General features: G+C 55.2%; 14 protein-coding genes and 1 tRNA gene. 2 read left to right on the top strand and 13 right to left on the bottom strand.

Features of this window, described 5'->3' with window-relative positions; all coding sequences use genetic code 11:
- Positions 1-234: 234 nt before the first annotated feature.
- Positions 235-717, top strand: coding sequence for a zinc ribbon-containing protein (locus ACMGEE_RS06620; RefSeq protein ID WP_253454916.1), 483 nt, complete (start codon positions 235-237; stop codon positions 715-717).
- A 104-nt stretch (positions 718-821) separates the two neighbouring features.
- Here the strand turns inward: ACMGEE_RS06620 and ACMGEE_RS06615 are convergent, their stop codons facing one another.
- From ACMGEE_RS06615 to miaB, 10 genes are all read right to left on the bottom strand, one after another.
- Positions 822-1,547, bottom strand: coding sequence for an amino acid ABC transporter ATP-binding protein (locus ACMGEE_RS06615; RefSeq protein WP_253454915.1), 726 nt, complete (start codon positions 1,545-1,547; stop codon positions 822-824).
- Complete coding sequence (gene gltK / locus ACMGEE_RS06610) at positions 1,548-2,225, bottom strand: glutamate/aspartate ABC transporter permease GltK (protein WP_253454914.1); 678 nt, start codon at positions 2,223-2,225, stop codon at positions 1,548-1,550. It lies immediately after the preceding gene.
- Positions 2,225-2,965: an amino acid ABC transporter permease gene (locus ACMGEE_RS06605; protein ID WP_253454913.1), complete on the bottom strand. Its 741-nt coding sequence runs from the start codon at positions 2,963-2,965 to the stop codon at positions 2,225-2,227. The genes gltK and ACMGEE_RS06605 overlap by 1 nt, the downstream gene beginning before the upstream one ends.
- Positions 2,966-3,155: 190 nt before the next feature.
- A complete protein-coding gene (locus ACMGEE_RS06600; RefSeq protein ID WP_253454912.1) occupies positions 3,156-4,058 on the bottom strand; it encodes a glutamate/aspartate ABC transporter substrate-binding protein in 903 nt (300 codons plus the stop codon).
- 79 nt (positions 4,059-4,137) lie between these two features.
- Complete coding sequence (locus ACMGEE_RS06595) at positions 4,138-4,359, bottom strand: hypothetical protein (protein ID WP_253454910.1); 222 nt, start codon at positions 4,357-4,359, stop codon at positions 4,138-4,140.
- A 136-nt stretch (positions 4,360-4,495) separates the two neighbouring features.
- Complete coding sequence (gene lnt, locus ACMGEE_RS06590) at positions 4,496-6,028, bottom strand: apolipoprotein N-acyltransferase (protein WP_253454909.1); 1,533 nt, start codon at positions 6,026-6,028, stop codon at positions 4,496-4,498.
- 7 nt (positions 6,029-6,035) lie between these two features.
- The gene (gene corC, locus ACMGEE_RS06585) at positions 6,036-6,914 is read right to left on the bottom strand and encodes a CNNM family magnesium/cobalt transport protein CorC (RefSeq protein ID WP_125288572.1); all 879 of its coding nucleotides are present in this window, start codon (positions 6,912-6,914) and stop codon (positions 6,036-6,038) included.
- 67 nt (positions 6,915-6,981) lie between these two features.
- Positions 6,982-7,452, bottom strand: a complete 471-nt coding sequence (gene ybeY, locus ACMGEE_RS06580) for an rRNA maturation RNase YbeY (protein ID WP_301252594.1) — start codon at positions 7,450-7,452, stop codon at positions 6,982-6,984.
- The gene (locus tag ACMGEE_RS06575) at positions 7,449-8,510 is read right to left on the bottom strand and encodes a PhoH family protein (protein WP_253454907.1); all 1,062 of its coding nucleotides are present in this window, start codon (positions 8,508-8,510) and stop codon (positions 7,449-7,451) included. Before ACMGEE_RS06575 ends, ybeY begins: the two co-directional genes overlap by 4 nt.
- Before the next feature lie 212 nt (positions 8,511-8,722).
- Positions 8,723-10,147, bottom strand: coding sequence for a tRNA (N6-isopentenyl adenosine(37)-C2)-methylthiotransferase MiaB (miaB, locus tag ACMGEE_RS06570; RefSeq protein WP_253454906.1), 1,425 nt, complete (start codon positions 10,145-10,147; stop codon positions 8,723-8,725).
- Between the two features lie 163 nt (positions 10,148-10,310).
- Between miaB and ubiF the strand changes: the two genes are divergently transcribed.
- Positions 10,311-11,489 carry a 3-demethoxyubiquinol 3-hydroxylase gene (gene ubiF / locus ACMGEE_RS06565; protein ID WP_253461079.1) on the top strand — a complete coding sequence of 393 codons (1,179 nt, stop codon included), beginning with the start codon at positions 10,311-10,313 and terminating at the stop codon, positions 11,487-11,489.
- A 457-nt stretch (positions 11,490-11,946) separates the two neighbouring features.
- Here the strand turns inward: ubiF and ACMGEE_RS06560 are convergent, their stop codons facing one another.
- From ACMGEE_RS06560 to ACMGEE_RS06550, 3 genes are all read right to left on the bottom strand, one after another.
- Positions 11,947-12,414: a type II toxin-antitoxin system YafO family toxin gene (locus ACMGEE_RS06560; RefSeq protein ID WP_301252595.1), complete on the bottom strand. Its 468-nt coding sequence runs from the start codon at positions 12,412-12,414 to the stop codon at positions 11,947-11,949.
- On the bottom strand, positions 12,399-12,545 hold the full coding sequence (locus ACMGEE_RS06555) for a hypothetical protein (RefSeq protein WP_301252596.1): 147 nt from the start codon (positions 12,543-12,545) through the stop codon (positions 12,399-12,401). Before ACMGEE_RS06555 ends, ACMGEE_RS06560 begins: the two co-directional genes overlap by 16 nt.
- A 598-nt stretch (positions 12,546-13,143) precedes the next feature.
- A tRNA-Gln gene (locus tag ACMGEE_RS06550) sits at positions 13,144-13,218 on the bottom strand.
- Positions 13,219-13,220: the final 2 nt, after the last annotated feature.

The following is a 13,220-nucleotide window of genomic DNA, read 5'->3' as shown; positions in this document are numbered from 1 at the left end:
AGTGGTCCTTTGTAAATAGCGCCGGGCACCTGGTGAGTCGCGCCGGGCTTAATGTTCGTTCAGATCCGCATAGCATAGCTGATCCGCCCCCGGCGCAACAACAGTAACCGCCCCGACAACGGGCATTTCTCTGCAAGCTGGAAGATGGCAGGCAAATTTCACCGCCGTCCCGCTGCAATAATCCGTTTAGCGCTAAACTGAATGAAGCATATATCGGCACGCTCAGGAGATAAAATGAACAAGGTTGCTCAGTATTATCGTGAACTGGTTTCCTCTCTGACCGAGAGAATTAATAAAGGCGAGCATGATATTGATGCTTTGGTGGAGGCCGCCCGGCAGCGCATGAATAATCGCGGCGAACTGACGCGCAGTCAGATTGACGACGTTACCCGCGCCGTGCGCCGCGATCTGGAAGAGTTCGCCCGCAGCTATACGGAAAATCAGGCGGACAGCGGCGACAGCGTTTTTATGCGGGTTATTCGGGAAAGCGTCTGGAAAGAACTGGCGGATATCACCGACAAGAGCCAGCTGGAGTGGCGCGAGGTTTTCCAGGATTTAAATCATCACGGCGTTTATCAGAGCGGCGAGGTGGTCGGGTTGGGCAATCTGGTCTGCGAAAAATGCCAGTTTACCCGAGCTATCTATACGCCGGAAACGCTGACGCGCTGTCCGGAATGCGGCAACGATCAGTTTCAGCGTCAGGCTTTTGAACCCTGAGCAGCAGGTAAACGCGCGGGCTGCTTTACTGCCCGCGCGGCAGATCCTGGGTCGAATTCCATTTAAAGCGCCGGGCCTTTTTACTGCCCGCGCTGGCTCAGGGACTAGTGCAGAATTTTGGCTAAGAAATCTTTCGCACGATCGGAGCTGGGATTATTAAAGAAATCGTCTTTCGGCGAATCCTCAATAATTTTGCCCTCATCCATAAAGATCACCCGGTTCGCCACTTTGCGGGCAAAGCCCATCTCGTGCGTCACCACCATCATGGTCATGCCTTCGTTCGCCAGCTCGACCATTACATCCAACACTTCGTTGATCATTTCCGGATCCAGCGCGGAAGTGGGTTCATCAAACAGCATCGCGACGGGATCCATACAGAGCGCCCGGGCGATAGCCACGCGCTGCTGCTGACCGCCGGAAAGCTGACCGGGATGTTTATTGGCGTGCGCAGACAGCCCTACGCGCTCCAGCAGCTTCAGGCCTTTCTGACGCGCCTCTTCTTTATTACGCCTGAGCACTTTAACCTGCGCCAGCGTCAGGTTTTCCACAATCGTCAAATGCGGGAAAAGCTCAAAATGCTGGAAAACCATGCCGACTTTCGCGCGCAGCTGCGCCAGATTAGTTTTCTTCTCCGTCACCGCCGTGCCGTTGACGGCGATGCTGCCTTGCTGAACGGGTTCAAGACCGTTGACCGTTTTGATCAGCGTCGATTTGCCGGAGCCGGAAGGGCCGCAGACCACGACCACTTCGCCTTTTTTAACTTCGGTAGAGCAGTCGGTCAGTACCTGAAAGTGACCATACCACTTAGAAACGTTTTTCAGGGTAATCATTTAAACCGTCCTTTTTTTCTTCAGATAGCTGACCAAAAGCGAAGCGCTAAGGCTGATAACAAAGTAAACCGCGCCGGCAAACAGCACCATCTCGATCTCGGTGCCGTTATTGATGCCGATAGTGTCGGCGGTGCGGAAGAAGTCGGCAAGGCTGAGGACGTACACCAGCGAAGTATCCTGAAACAGCACGATACCCTGAGTCAGCAGCAGCGGCACCATGGCGCGAAACGCCTGCGGCAGAATAATCAGCTGCATCGCCTGCCACTGCGTCATGCCCAGCGCCAGCGCGGCCTTGCCCTGACCGCCCGCGATACTCAAAATGCCCGCGCGGATAATTTCCGAATAGTAGGCGGCTTCAAACAAGGCGAAGGCGACCATTGCGGAGATCAGCCGGATATCGGTTTTAGGGGAGATCCCCAGCACCTGCTGTAAAAAGCTGGGCACCACCAGATAAAACCAGAGCAGCACCATCACCAGCGGGACGGAGCGGAACAGGTTAACGTACAGTTTGGCGAACCAGCTGACGAGCTTAAATCTCGACAGCCGCATCACGGCCAGCAGCGTGCCCCAGATAATGCCGAACACCACGGCGATAGCGGTGATTTTCAGCGTGATAATCATGCCGTTAATCAGGTAGGGCAGATTGGGAACAATGGTGCTCCAGTCAAACTCGTACATTATTTGCCTCCCATGCCGCCGGGCAGGCGCACTTTGCGTTCGACCAGGCTCATCAGCAGCATGATTACGACGTTAATGGCGATGTAGGCCACGGTGATTGCGGTAAAGGATTCATAAGCGTGCGCGGAATAATCCAGCAGTTTACCCGCCTGTGCCGCCATATCGACCAGCCCGATGGTTGAGGCGATAGCGGAGTTTTTTACCAGGTTCAGCATTTCCGAGGTCATCGGCGGCACAATTACCCGGTAGGCGTTGGGCAGCAGCACGTAGCGGTAGGTTTGCGGCAGCGTCAATCCCATTGCCAGGCCGGCATTCTTCTGACCGCGCGGCAGCGACTGAATGGCAGCGCGCACCTGTTCGCAGACGCGAGCGGCGGTGAACAGGCCCAGGCAGAGTACAGAACAGGTGAAAAACTGAATATTGGGATCCAGCTCTGACTTAAACCACATGCCGACGCTTTCCGGCAGCAGCTCCGGCACCACCAGATACCAGATAAAAAACTGTACGATCAGCGGTACGTTGCGGAACAGCTCCACGTAGCAGGTGCCAAGAGCGGAAAGCCAGCGGTTGGGTACGGTACGCAAAATACCGAACAGCGATCCGACACAGAGGGCGATGATCCAGGCGCAGACGGAGACGGCGATGGTGACCTGAAAGCCGGACCACAGCCATCCCAGATAGGTGGTATTACCGAACGGGGCCTGCTGCAGGAAAATACCCCAGTTCCAATCAATAGACATAAGTCACTCCGGTAGAAAAAAGGGTAGCAGCGCTACCCTGAAGATTGATGAGAGGCGTGTTTACCGTGGGGAACGACCGCGGCAAACGTCAGCCTGACTGTCGGCTTGTTGGTGCCGAACTTTTCAGGCCGCTGTCTGTCCTTGCCCGTGTTCAACAATCAAAGGCGGCACGCCGCCCTTATTTTTGTTATTAATTCAGCGCCTTATCATTCGGTGTTTTGAACGTGGCTTTCATATCTTCAGAAAGCGCGAAGTTCATATTCAGGTTTTTAGGCGGAATAGGCTGGGTAAACCATTTGTCGAACCATTTTGTCGCCTCGCCTGACGTCTGCGCTTTAGCGATGGTTTCATCCATCAGCTGTTTAAAGGCGGTATCGCCTTTGCGCAACATACAGCCGTAGGCTTCTTTCGACTGCGGCGTGCCTACGATTTCCCAGTTATCCGGTTTTTTGGCCTTGGCGCGTTCGCCTGCCAGCAGCGCATCGTCCATCATAAAGGCGACGGCACGGCCGCTTTCCAGCGTACGGAACGAGTCGCCGTGATCTTTAGCGCTGATGATACGCATCTCCAGCTTCTTCTCGTCGTTCAGCTTGTGCAGCAGGATCTCAGAGGTAGTGCCGGAAGTGACCACCACGGTTTTGCCTTTCAAATCCGGGAAATCCTTAATCGGACTGCCTTTTTTCACCAGCAAACGGGTGCCGATAACAAAGACGGTATTGGAGAAGGCCGCCTGTTGCTGACGTTCCGCGTTATTAGTGGTAGAGCCGCACTCAAAATCATAGGTGCCGTTTTGCAGCAGCGGGATACGGTTTTGCGAGGTGATCGGCAGCATTTTCACCTGCAGATCGGGCTTGTTCAGTTTGGCTTTGATCGCCGCCACGATGGCGTTGGAATAATCCTGCGAATAGCCGACGACTTTTTGCTGGTTGTCATAGTAAGAAAAAGGAACGGAAGACTCACGATGGCCGACGACGATAACGCCGTTTTTGGCAATTTTGTCCAGCGTGCTTTGCGGGGCATCAGCTGCGTGAGCCACGGCGGAGGACAGGCCAGCCAGTGCCAGCAGGCACAGCCCAGTTTTCCGAAATTTCATCTCCAACTCCTTCGTTGTAAAGCGCCATAACGGTGCGCCGATTGTGATGTTGTGTTTGTAACCGTTTATTGTTGTATTTTCAGCGCCAGGGCCGCGCCGGATAGCCATAACATAGCTGAATGTTAACGGTATGAAACAATAAAGTTTCGGTTTTGCGAAGCGTGCCGCACCAAAATAATGCATTGCCTGAAGGGCTGCCCGCTGGTGGCGCAGAGGACGAGCAGTTATGGTGCATTTCCGGCCAGCCGGTCGCTGTCGCTGACGTTTTCAGCGTAGTCGGGAAATAAATTGCAATCGCCATGCCAGATTTTCCGTATGGCTTTGTTGTGAGTGGTTTTTACGCGGGAAAGGTTCGGAAGAAAGCAGAAAAACGGGATGTGAAAGGCATGGAGGAAATAAAGCGCAGGGAGCCGGCAAAACGCCCTGCGCTTTAACTATCAGCGTCTGTTCCGCCGGCCGGTAAACAGGGCGGCCGCAGCAAACAGCGCTGTCACAATCCATACCGTCCAGTTGCCGAAACGCGCGTACGGCGTAAGTCCACGGGTTGGCGTAACGCCGGTTGCCAGTACATCCGGAACAAATTGCGGGATCATCTCTTCCGCGCTGCCGTCCGCATCAATTACCGCCGTCACGCCGTTGTTGGTATCGCGCAGCAGCGGTCGGCCCAGCTCCAGCGCGCGCATCCGCGCCATCTGGAAATGCTGCCACGGCCCAATGGAATGACCGAACCAGGCATCGTTAGAGATAGTCAGCAGAAAATCGGTATCGGGACGGAAATTATCCCGCAGCTGCTGGCCCAGCACGATTTCATAGCAGATTGCCGCCGTCAGCTTATAGCCGCCCGCCTGGAGCTGCGGCTGGCGATAGGCGCCACGGCTAAACGAAGACATTGGCAGATCGAAAAAGGGCGCCAGCGGACGCAATAACGCCTCCAGCGGCACGAATTCGCCAAACGGCACCAGATGGTTTTTCTGGTAGCGGCTGCCGCTTTCGTAGCTGTAAGGCTGCTTATCACCCAGCACAATGATCGAGTTGTAATCGTGATAGCGATTATTTTCCAGTCGCGAATCGACAATACCCGTGATCAGGCTGCTGCCCTGGGAACGCAGCTCGCGGTCTATGGTTTGCAGGAAAGGCTGCTGATTGGTTTCCAGATCGGGAATAGCCGACTCCGGCCAGATAATCAGCGGCGTCTTATTAACGTAAGGCCGCGTCAGCGCTGTATAGGTTTTCAGCGTGTTGATAAGCTGGTTGGGATCCCATTTCAGCGACTGAGGAATGTTGCCCTGCACCAGCGCGACATTTACCGTGCGTCCGGGCTGCGGCTGATACCAGCTAATCATGCGCAGCGGCCAGGGCAGCAGCAGCAGCGCCAGCGCGCCGACGGCCGCTATCCAGCTGCGTTTTGCCGCAGCAAAGACCACCAGCCCGGCGACGATGGTCAGGACAAAGGTAATGCCCTCCACGCCCGTCAGCGGCCCCAGCCCTTTTAGCGGCCCGTCAATCTGGCTGTAGCCAAATTGCAGCCACGGGAAGCCAGTGAGCACCCAGCCGCGCAGAAACTCGGTGATTTGCCACAGTACGGGCGCGGCCAGCGCCAGCCGCGTCAGCGAGGTTTTGGGGAACAGCCGGTTCAGCAGAGCGGCAAACAGCATGGTGTAGAGCGCAAGGTAAGCCGCCAGCAGGATCACCAGAAAAACGTTGACCGGGCCAGGCATGCCGCCAAACGTGGCGATACTGACATAGACCCAGTTAACGCCGCTGCCGAACAGGCCGAAACCCCAGACGAAACCGATAGCGGTTGCCTGGCGCGTCGAGCGGTTAAGGGTCAGCGCCAGCAGGCCGCAAAGCGAAACCAGCGCGGCGGGCCAGAAATCATAAGGCGAAAACGCCAGGGTGCCAGCGGCACCCGTCAGCAGCGCTAAAAGCAGGCGAACCCGCTGGCGCTGGTATAAAGAGGCAATAGCCATAGGGAAATTATTCTTCCAGTATCGGTTGCGTCGCGTTTTCCGGAATTTTGACGTGCACCTGAATAATACGGCGGCTGTCGGCCATGGCGACCTTGAACTGATAGCCTTCAATTTCGATGCTTTCGCCGCGCGCGGGCAGATGCCCGAACGCCTGCATCACCAGCCCGCCGATAGTATCCACTTCCTCATCGCTGAAGTGCGTTTCAAAGACCTCGTTGAAATCTTCAATCGGCGTCAGGGCGCGGATGGTGTAGGTATGACGGCTCAGCTGACGAATATCACGATCTTCCTCGTCGTCATATTCGTCTTCGATTTCGCCGACGATCAGCTCCAGAATATCTTCAATGGTGACCAGACCGGATACGCCGCCGAACTCATCAATCACAATCGCCATATGGTAGCGCTGCGAGCGAAACTCTTTCAGCATCCGGTCGACGCGCTTGCTCTCCGGCACCACTACAGCCGGACGCAGCACTTTTTCAATGCTGAACGGGGCGGATTCGCTGCTCATAAAAGGCAGCAAATCTTTCGCCATCAGAATGCCTTCGACATGATCCTTATCTTCGCTGATAACCGGAAAGCGCGAGTGGGCGGATTCGATAATGGTATCCAGGCACTCGTCGAGCGACTGGTTACGCTTCAGCGTCACCATCTGCGAGCGCGGGATCATAATGTCACGCACGCGCTGTTCAGCGATATCCATGACCCCTTCGAGCATGTCGCGGGTATCCTGGTCTATCAGCTCGTTCTGCTCGGAATCGCGGATTAGCTCCAGCAGATCGTCGCGGTTTTTAGGCTCACCGTGAAACAGCTGGTTGAGGATAAGGGTGAAAAATCCCTTTTTGCTACTGGGACTGTCGTTGTTCTGTGAATGGTCATCGCTCATGGCGTTTTTGTTTCTGTCACTCTTGCTGAGATTAAGGGTGTCCCTTCCGGTGGGGAAGGGACGCGGTTTAGAACTCTTTCTCCGAAATGTACGGGTCGGCATAACCAAGAGCAAGCATTATCTCGGTCTCGATCGCCTCCATCTCTTCGGCTTCGTCATCTTCGATATGATCATAGCCCAGCAGATGCAGGCTGCCGTGAATGACCATATGCGCCCAGTGCGCCAGCAGCGGTTTTTCCTGCTCTGCCGCTTCCTGCTCCACCACCTGGCGACAGATGATCAGGTCGCCCAGCAGCGGCAGCTCAATGCCCGGCGGCGCTTCAAAAGGAAACGACAGCACGTTAGTGGGTTTGTCCTTGCTGCGATAGGTGTGGTTCAGCTCGCGGCTTTCTGCCTCATCCACCACGCGGATCGTTACTTCGCTTTCTTCCTGAAACTGCGGCAGCACCGCTTCCAGCCAGCGCTGAAAATCCGCTTCGGCCGGTAAACCTTCCGGCTGTTCGCACGCCAGCTGTAAATCCAGTATTACGGTACTCATTTCTGCTCCTGCGCGGCCTGCTGCAGCGCCAGCGCCTCGCGTTTACGTTCTTCGGCCAGCGCGTCACGGCGCTTCTGGTCGGCGGCTTCCCAGGCTTCATAGGCGATAACCACGCGGGCGACCACCGGGTGACGCACAACGTCCTCGCTGTGGAAGAAGTTAAAGCTGATCTCTTCCACGTCGGCCAGCACTTCAATCGCGTGACGCAGGCCCGATTTCAGGTTGCGCGGCAGGTCAATCTGCGTGACGTCGCCGGTGATGACCGCTTTGGAGTTGAAGCCGATGCGGGTCAGGAACATCTTCATCTGTTCGATGGTGGTGTTCTGACTTTCATCCAGAATGATAAAGGCGTCGTTCAGCGTGCGGCCGCGCATATAGGCCAGCGGCGCGACTTCAATCACGTTGCGCTCAATCAGCTTTTCCACGCGCTCGAAGCCCAGCATTTCAAACAGGGCGTCATACAGCGGACGCAGGTAAGGATCGACCTTCTGGCTCAGATCGCCGGGCAGAAAGCCCAGCTTTTCGCCAGCTTCCACCGCCGGACGCGTCAGCAGGATACGGCGCACTTCCTGACGCTCCAGCGCGTCTACCGCCGCGGCTACCGCCAGGTAAGTTTTCCCGGTACCGGCCGGGCCAACACCAAAAGTGATATCGTGATCGAGCATATTTGCCACGTACTGCGCCTGGTTAGGCGTACGCGGTTTGATGACGCCGCGTTTGGTCTTGATGGTGACCGCTTTGCCATATTCCGGCACGCTCTCCGCCGACTGTTCCAGCACCCGGCTCTCTTTGATCGCCAGATGGATCTGCTCGGGATCGATATCCGGGATATTGCCGCGTACGGGAGCCGTATCGACATAAAGGTCGCGCAGAATACGAACGGCGGCGTCGACAATCAGTGATTTGCCCGTCAGCTTAAAGGCGTTATCGCGACGATTAATCTCAATGCCTAACCGGCGTTCCAGCTGCTTGATATTGTCGTCGAACGGGCCGCACAGGCTCAGCAGACGATGATTATCAGCAGGATCTAAAGTGATTTCGCGTGTTTCAATATTCAAACTAATCCTTTGGGTCGCTCAGGGCCAGGTTGAGGATGGCTTTTTACAGGCTGGTCACGCCGGTAACGCCGTGACCATAAGGGAATTATTTATGGCTGCGCCCTAATGCGCAAGCGCAGGTGAAGATATTTGGGCACAGTGCGCAGAAAGCAAGCCGCGTACGCGTTTTCAGGCGGCGAACCTGTGAGATTCGCCGCAAAAATTCGGTGGGATCAGGGCTGGAACAGGCCAACGCCCAGCTCGTTTTCCTTGCGCGTGCGCGCAATCACGGAAGCCGGGGATTCAATAGTGCGCAGGCCCATTTCCTCTTCGGTGCGCACGACTTTGCCGCGCAGCGAGTTGGTATAGACATCGACGATCTCAACATCCACAAACTTGCCGATCATCTCTGGCGTGCCTTCAAAGTTTACCACGCGGTTGTTTTCCGTGCGGCCGGACAGCTCCATCACGTTCTTACGCGAGGTGCCTTCCACCAGGATACGCTGAACGGTGCCCAGCATCCGGCGGCTCCATGCCATCGCCTGCTGGTTAATGCGATCCTGGAGGATCCACAAACGCTGCTTCTTCTCTTCTTCCGGCACGTCGTCCGGCAGATCGGCGGCAGGCGTACCCGGACGGGCAGAATAGATAAAGCTGTAGCTGGTGTCGAAATTGACCTCGCCGATCAGCTTCATGGTCTGCTCGAAATCCTGCTGGGTTTCGCCAGGGAAGCCGATGATGAAATCCGAGCTGATCTGAATGTCCGGTCGCGCCGCGCGCAGCTTGCGAATAATCGCTTTATATTCCAGCGCGGTATGGGCGCGCTTCATCAGCGTCAGAATACGGTCTGCGCCGCTCTGGACGGGCAGATGCAGGAAGCTGACCAGCTCCGGCGTGTCGCGGTAGACTTCAATGATGTCGTCCGTGAACTCAATCGGATGGCTGGTGGTGAAGCGAATGCGGTCGATGCCGTCAATCGCCGCCACCAGACGCAGCAGGTCGGCAAAGGTACAGACTTCGCCGTCAAAGGTTTCGCCGCGATAGGCGTTGACGTTCTGACCCAGCAGATTGACTTCACGCACGCCCTGCGCCGCCAGCTGGGCGATTTCAAACAGAATATCGTCGCATGGACGGCTGACTTCCTCACCGCGGGTATAAGGCACCACGCAGAAAGTACAATATTTATTGCAGCCTTCCATAATAGAAACGAAGGCCGTCGGGCCGTCTGCTTTGGGTTCCGGCAGGCGGTCAAATTTTTCAATCTCCGGGAAGCTGATATCAACAATCGGGCTTTTGGAGCCGCGCACGGTATTGATCATTTCCGGCAGGCGATGCAGCGTCTGCGGGCCGAAAACAATATCGACGAAATGCGCACGCTGGCGAATATGTTCGCCTTCCTGCGACGCCACGCAGCCGCCCACGCCGATGACCACATCGGGATTGCGATCCTTCAGCGTTTTCCAACGCCCAAGCTGATGGAAAACTTTTTCCTGGGCCTTTTCACGAATGGAACAGGTGTTGAGCAGCAGCACATCCGCCTCTTCCGCCACTTCCGTCAGGGAATAGCCGTGGGTGCTGTTTAACAGGTCAGCCATTTTGGATGAGTCATACTCATTCATCTGACAGCCCCAGGTTTTGATATAAAGTTTTTTCGTCATCTGGTTGCCATTTATCATGCAGGAGAGAATGCAGGGCGCGTATTGTAAAGCTTTGCTGCTGTGGTGACCAGCACCGCGCCGTTTTCTCAACAGCCGCTAAAAATCCGGTACACTTAGGGTAACAGAATTAGCCCGTCGGACGTCCACTGGACAGGAAAATATGATGACAGAAACAACGCAAAAATGGGATGTCGCTATCGTGGGCGGCGGGATGGTAGGCGCGGCGCTGGCCAGCGGACTGGCGGTGCAGGGCTTTCAGGTAACGGTATTGGAAAAGCAGGAGCCGGCTGAATTCGTGGCCGAGAGCGATCCGGATATCCGCATTTCCGCGCTGGGCGCCTCTTCGGTTGACCTGTTGAAGCAGCTGGAGGTCTGGCCTCGCGTTCAGGCAATGCGCAGCGCGCCTTACCGCAAGCTGGAGACATGGGAGTGGCAGACGGCGCAGGTTGGTTTTGACGCCGCTTCGCTGGGCCTGCCGGAGCTGGGTTTTATGGTGGAGAACAGCGTACTGCAACGGGCGCTCTGGCAGCGGCTCCAGCAGCAGGAAGTCGCGTTGAAAACGCCTGCGCGGCTGCAAACGCTGCAGGCCTGTAACGGCGGCTGGGCATTGACGCTGGCGGACGGCGAAAAGCTTCACGCCAGGCTGGTAGTGGGCGCCGACGGCGCCAGTTCACAGGTACGCCAGCTGGCAGGCATTGGCATTCGCGGCTGGAACTATGCGCAGGCCTGTATGCTGATCAGCGTGCGCTGCGAGCACGACGCCGGCGACTGTACCTGGCAACACTTTACGCCAACGGGGCCAAGAGCTTTCTTGCCGCTGTTTAACGGCTGGGCGTCGCTGGTGTGGTACGACAGCCCGGCGAGGATTCGTCAGCTACAGGCTATGAGCATGGCGCAGCTGGCGGAGGAGATCAAAACGCATTTCCCGGCGCGGTTAGGCAAAGTGACGCCGGTAGCGGCAGGATCCTTTCCGCTGGTACGCCGACATGCTACCCGCTACGTGCTGCCGGGGCTGGCACTGGTAGGCGACGCTGCACACACCATTAATCCGCTGGCGGGGCAGGGCGTGAATTTAGGCTATCGCGACGTGGACGCGCTGATTGATACGCTGACCGCCTCACGTGAGCGGGCCGAAGACTGGGCGTCGGAAAGAGTACTGCTGCGCTACCAGCGCTCACGCCATACGGATAATCTGCTGATGCAGAGCGGCATGGATCTCTTCTATTTCGCCTTCAGTACGCAGGCGGCGCCTCTACGTATTTTGCGTAATCTGGGTCTGATGGCGGCGGAGAGGTCGGGCGTGCTGAAGCGGCAGGCGTTGCGCTACGCATTGGGATTATAGGTTTTAATACGCAGCTTCAGATGCAGCGCGCAGGTATGAAGCGCAAGAGGTTTCTTTAAGCTTAAGGTCCGACAGGACCTTATTATTTGCGGCGTTCAGCTTCTGTTTACTGACTGCGTTACTTTCTCTGGCAGAGTAGATAAGCACTGCTTACTGGATTAGCTGACGCAGATTGGCACTTATCCCGTTTGGGTAGGGGTTTAACTATCTATGCTTGCTGAGCTGCAGATCCCAACACCACAATGCCTTGGTTGTTCATGGGGTAATATCGGCAGGTTCTCTGCTGAGGTGTTGCATTACCGGCTGGCTCTTTTAAGGTGCGCATAGAGGGTCGCTATGGCATCAAGGCTGGAACGAGTGGAATGCGTGAGGGCAAACACTTGCTGAGTAACATCAACAAGACGTTCACTCACCTTTCAAAGTTTGGTTTTTTAGCTTTATCTTCGTGATGGTATGTTTAGATGTTTTGTTGGCGAAATACTTTAGCTTGCTCTGTCCACGCGGTAACCTGACGTTCATCTTCTATCAACGCGTGAGCTGCGTCCTGGCAGTAGTCGATCACATAAAAATGATAGTCGCGGTCGCGGTCGATGAAATACGAGTAAACCACATAACTGTCGCTTGTCGACGCCCATTGTATCTTTAGTCCACTTTCATCCTCCCAACAGCACCCTTCTTGCCAGATGTGAACATGGTGCAACTCTTCCTCACGGGCAGATGATGGCCGCTCCATTAACTTATCCCGACCTATAGTATCGATATGTGCTGGATGCTGTAACTGAACATGAATTGGAGGGGCGGGAATGTCACCAAAATCCATGCATTCCCGCTTATATTGCTCAAATTCTTCGATAGGTAATGCTGCCACCGGGTATTGGCTGATAATGTCTGTAAGTGCCTGAGATCTGCTTATTTTAAATCCCATTGTTGCCGCTTCTCTTCCATTTTGGCCGCAAGAATTTCAGAAGCAGCACTTAGTCGTGCCTTGTATTCAGCGGAACGTCGAAGAGTTTGCCGCGGCTTCTCGCTGTTTTTAACTTCATGCTTCTGTGTCATATGTTACTCCTTATCACGCATCGTGATTTACGAGTTCAGTATATAGCCACAGTTATATTCAATCAATGTCATGTTGACCCAACCTGATACCATCTCAGTGGACCATGCCTGTTTCGCTGGTCGCCGCGCCTTCCTTACAAAATTGTTATCCGCAACCGCATGTTGAAGTAGTTACATGTAGCACTAATATAGTCAAAAGCCCGGAACCCAGCGTTAGCCTGACCGGACTCATGCTCCTGGAGCTAACATACCTCCACTTTGCCAATAATGTCGTGAGTGATAAGCGATTGCGCGCTCGGTAGCATGTTGTCAGGCGGCATTGCCCTTCACGGTAAACGAATTCGTCGTCATTCCTACTCGTGTATGGTGCAAATCAATAAGAGGAGGACAACAGGCCCATCGGTTTTCAGGTGCGACTCTTTAATCCATCCGTACTGAAGAAAGCGGCAAGCGGGCATTAAAGGAACTTTCTTAAGTCTTTTGGTGATAATACGACGGGGAGTGTGATAAACGGTTGTACATTCTGCGCATCGCAAAGCAGTTGTGAGGAAAGATCGCAGACGTAAAAAAGCCCGCTTGCGCGGGCTTCTTTACTTATTGGCTGGGGTGCAGGGATTCGAACCCCGGAATGCTGGTATCAGAAACCAGTGCCTTACCGCTTGGCGACACCCCAAT

Source organism: Erwinia artemisiae, from assembly GCF_051400835.1.
In the GTDB taxonomy this organism is placed as follows: Bacteria; Pseudomonadota; Gammaproteobacteria; order Enterobacterales; family Enterobacteriaceae; genus Erwinia; species Erwinia aeris.
The sequence above is the reverse complement of the archived record's forward strand: the minus strand, read 5'-3'. Positions and strand labels throughout refer to the sequence as shown.

What these genes read in the sequence shown, in the direction of transcription:
- ACMGEE_RS06620 (WP_253454916.1), top strand. Translation starts at nt 235, where the DNA reads ATGAACAAGGTTGCTCAGTATTATCGTGAACTGGTTTCCTCTCTGACC.
- ACMGEE_RS06615 (WP_253454915.1), bottom strand. Translation starts at nt 1,547, where the DNA reads ATGATTACCCTGAAAAACGTTTCTAAGTGGTATGGTCACTTTCAGGTA.
- gltK (WP_253454914.1), bottom strand. Translation starts at nt 2,225, where the DNA reads ATGTACGAGTTTGACTGGAGCACCATTGTTCCCAATCTGCCCTACCTG.
- ACMGEE_RS06605 (WP_253454913.1), bottom strand. Translation starts at nt 2,965, where the DNA reads ATGTCTATTGATTGGAACTGGGGTATTTTCCTGCAGCAGGCCCCGTTC.
- ACMGEE_RS06600 (WP_253454912.1), bottom strand. Translation starts at nt 4,058, where the DNA reads ATGAAATTTCGGAAAACTGGGCTGTGCCTGCTGGCACTGGCTGGCCTG.
- ACMGEE_RS06595 (WP_253454910.1), bottom strand. Translation starts at nt 4,359, where the DNA reads ATGGCGATTGCAATTTATTTCCCGACTACGCTGAAAACGTCAGCGACA.
- lnt (WP_253454909.1), bottom strand. Translation starts at nt 6,028, where the DNA reads ATGGCTATTGCCTCTTTATACCAGCGCCAGCGGGTTCGCCTGCTTTTA.
- corC (WP_125288572.1), bottom strand. Translation starts at nt 6,914, where the DNA reads ATGAGCGATGACCATTCACAGAACAACGACAGTCCCAGTAGCAAAAAG.
- ybeY (WP_301252594.1), bottom strand. Translation starts at nt 7,452, where the DNA reads ATGAGTACCGTAATACTGGATTTACAGCTGGCGTGCGAACAGCCGGAA.
- miaB (WP_253454906.1), bottom strand. Translation starts at nt 10,147, where the DNA reads ATGACGAAAAAACTTTATATCAAAACCTGGGGCTGTCAGATGAATGAG.
- ubiF (WP_253461079.1), top strand. Translation starts at nt 10,311, where the DNA reads ATGACAGAAACAACGCAAAAATGGGATGTCGCTATCGTGGGCGGCGGG.
- ACMGEE_RS06560 (WP_301252595.1), bottom strand. Translation starts at nt 12,414, where the DNA reads ATGGGATTTAAAATAAGCAGATCTCAGGCACTTACAGACATTATCAGC.
- ACMGEE_RS06555 (WP_301252596.1), bottom strand. Translation starts at nt 12,545, where the DNA reads ATGACACAGAAGCATGAAGTTAAAAACAGCGAGAAGCCGCGGCAAACT.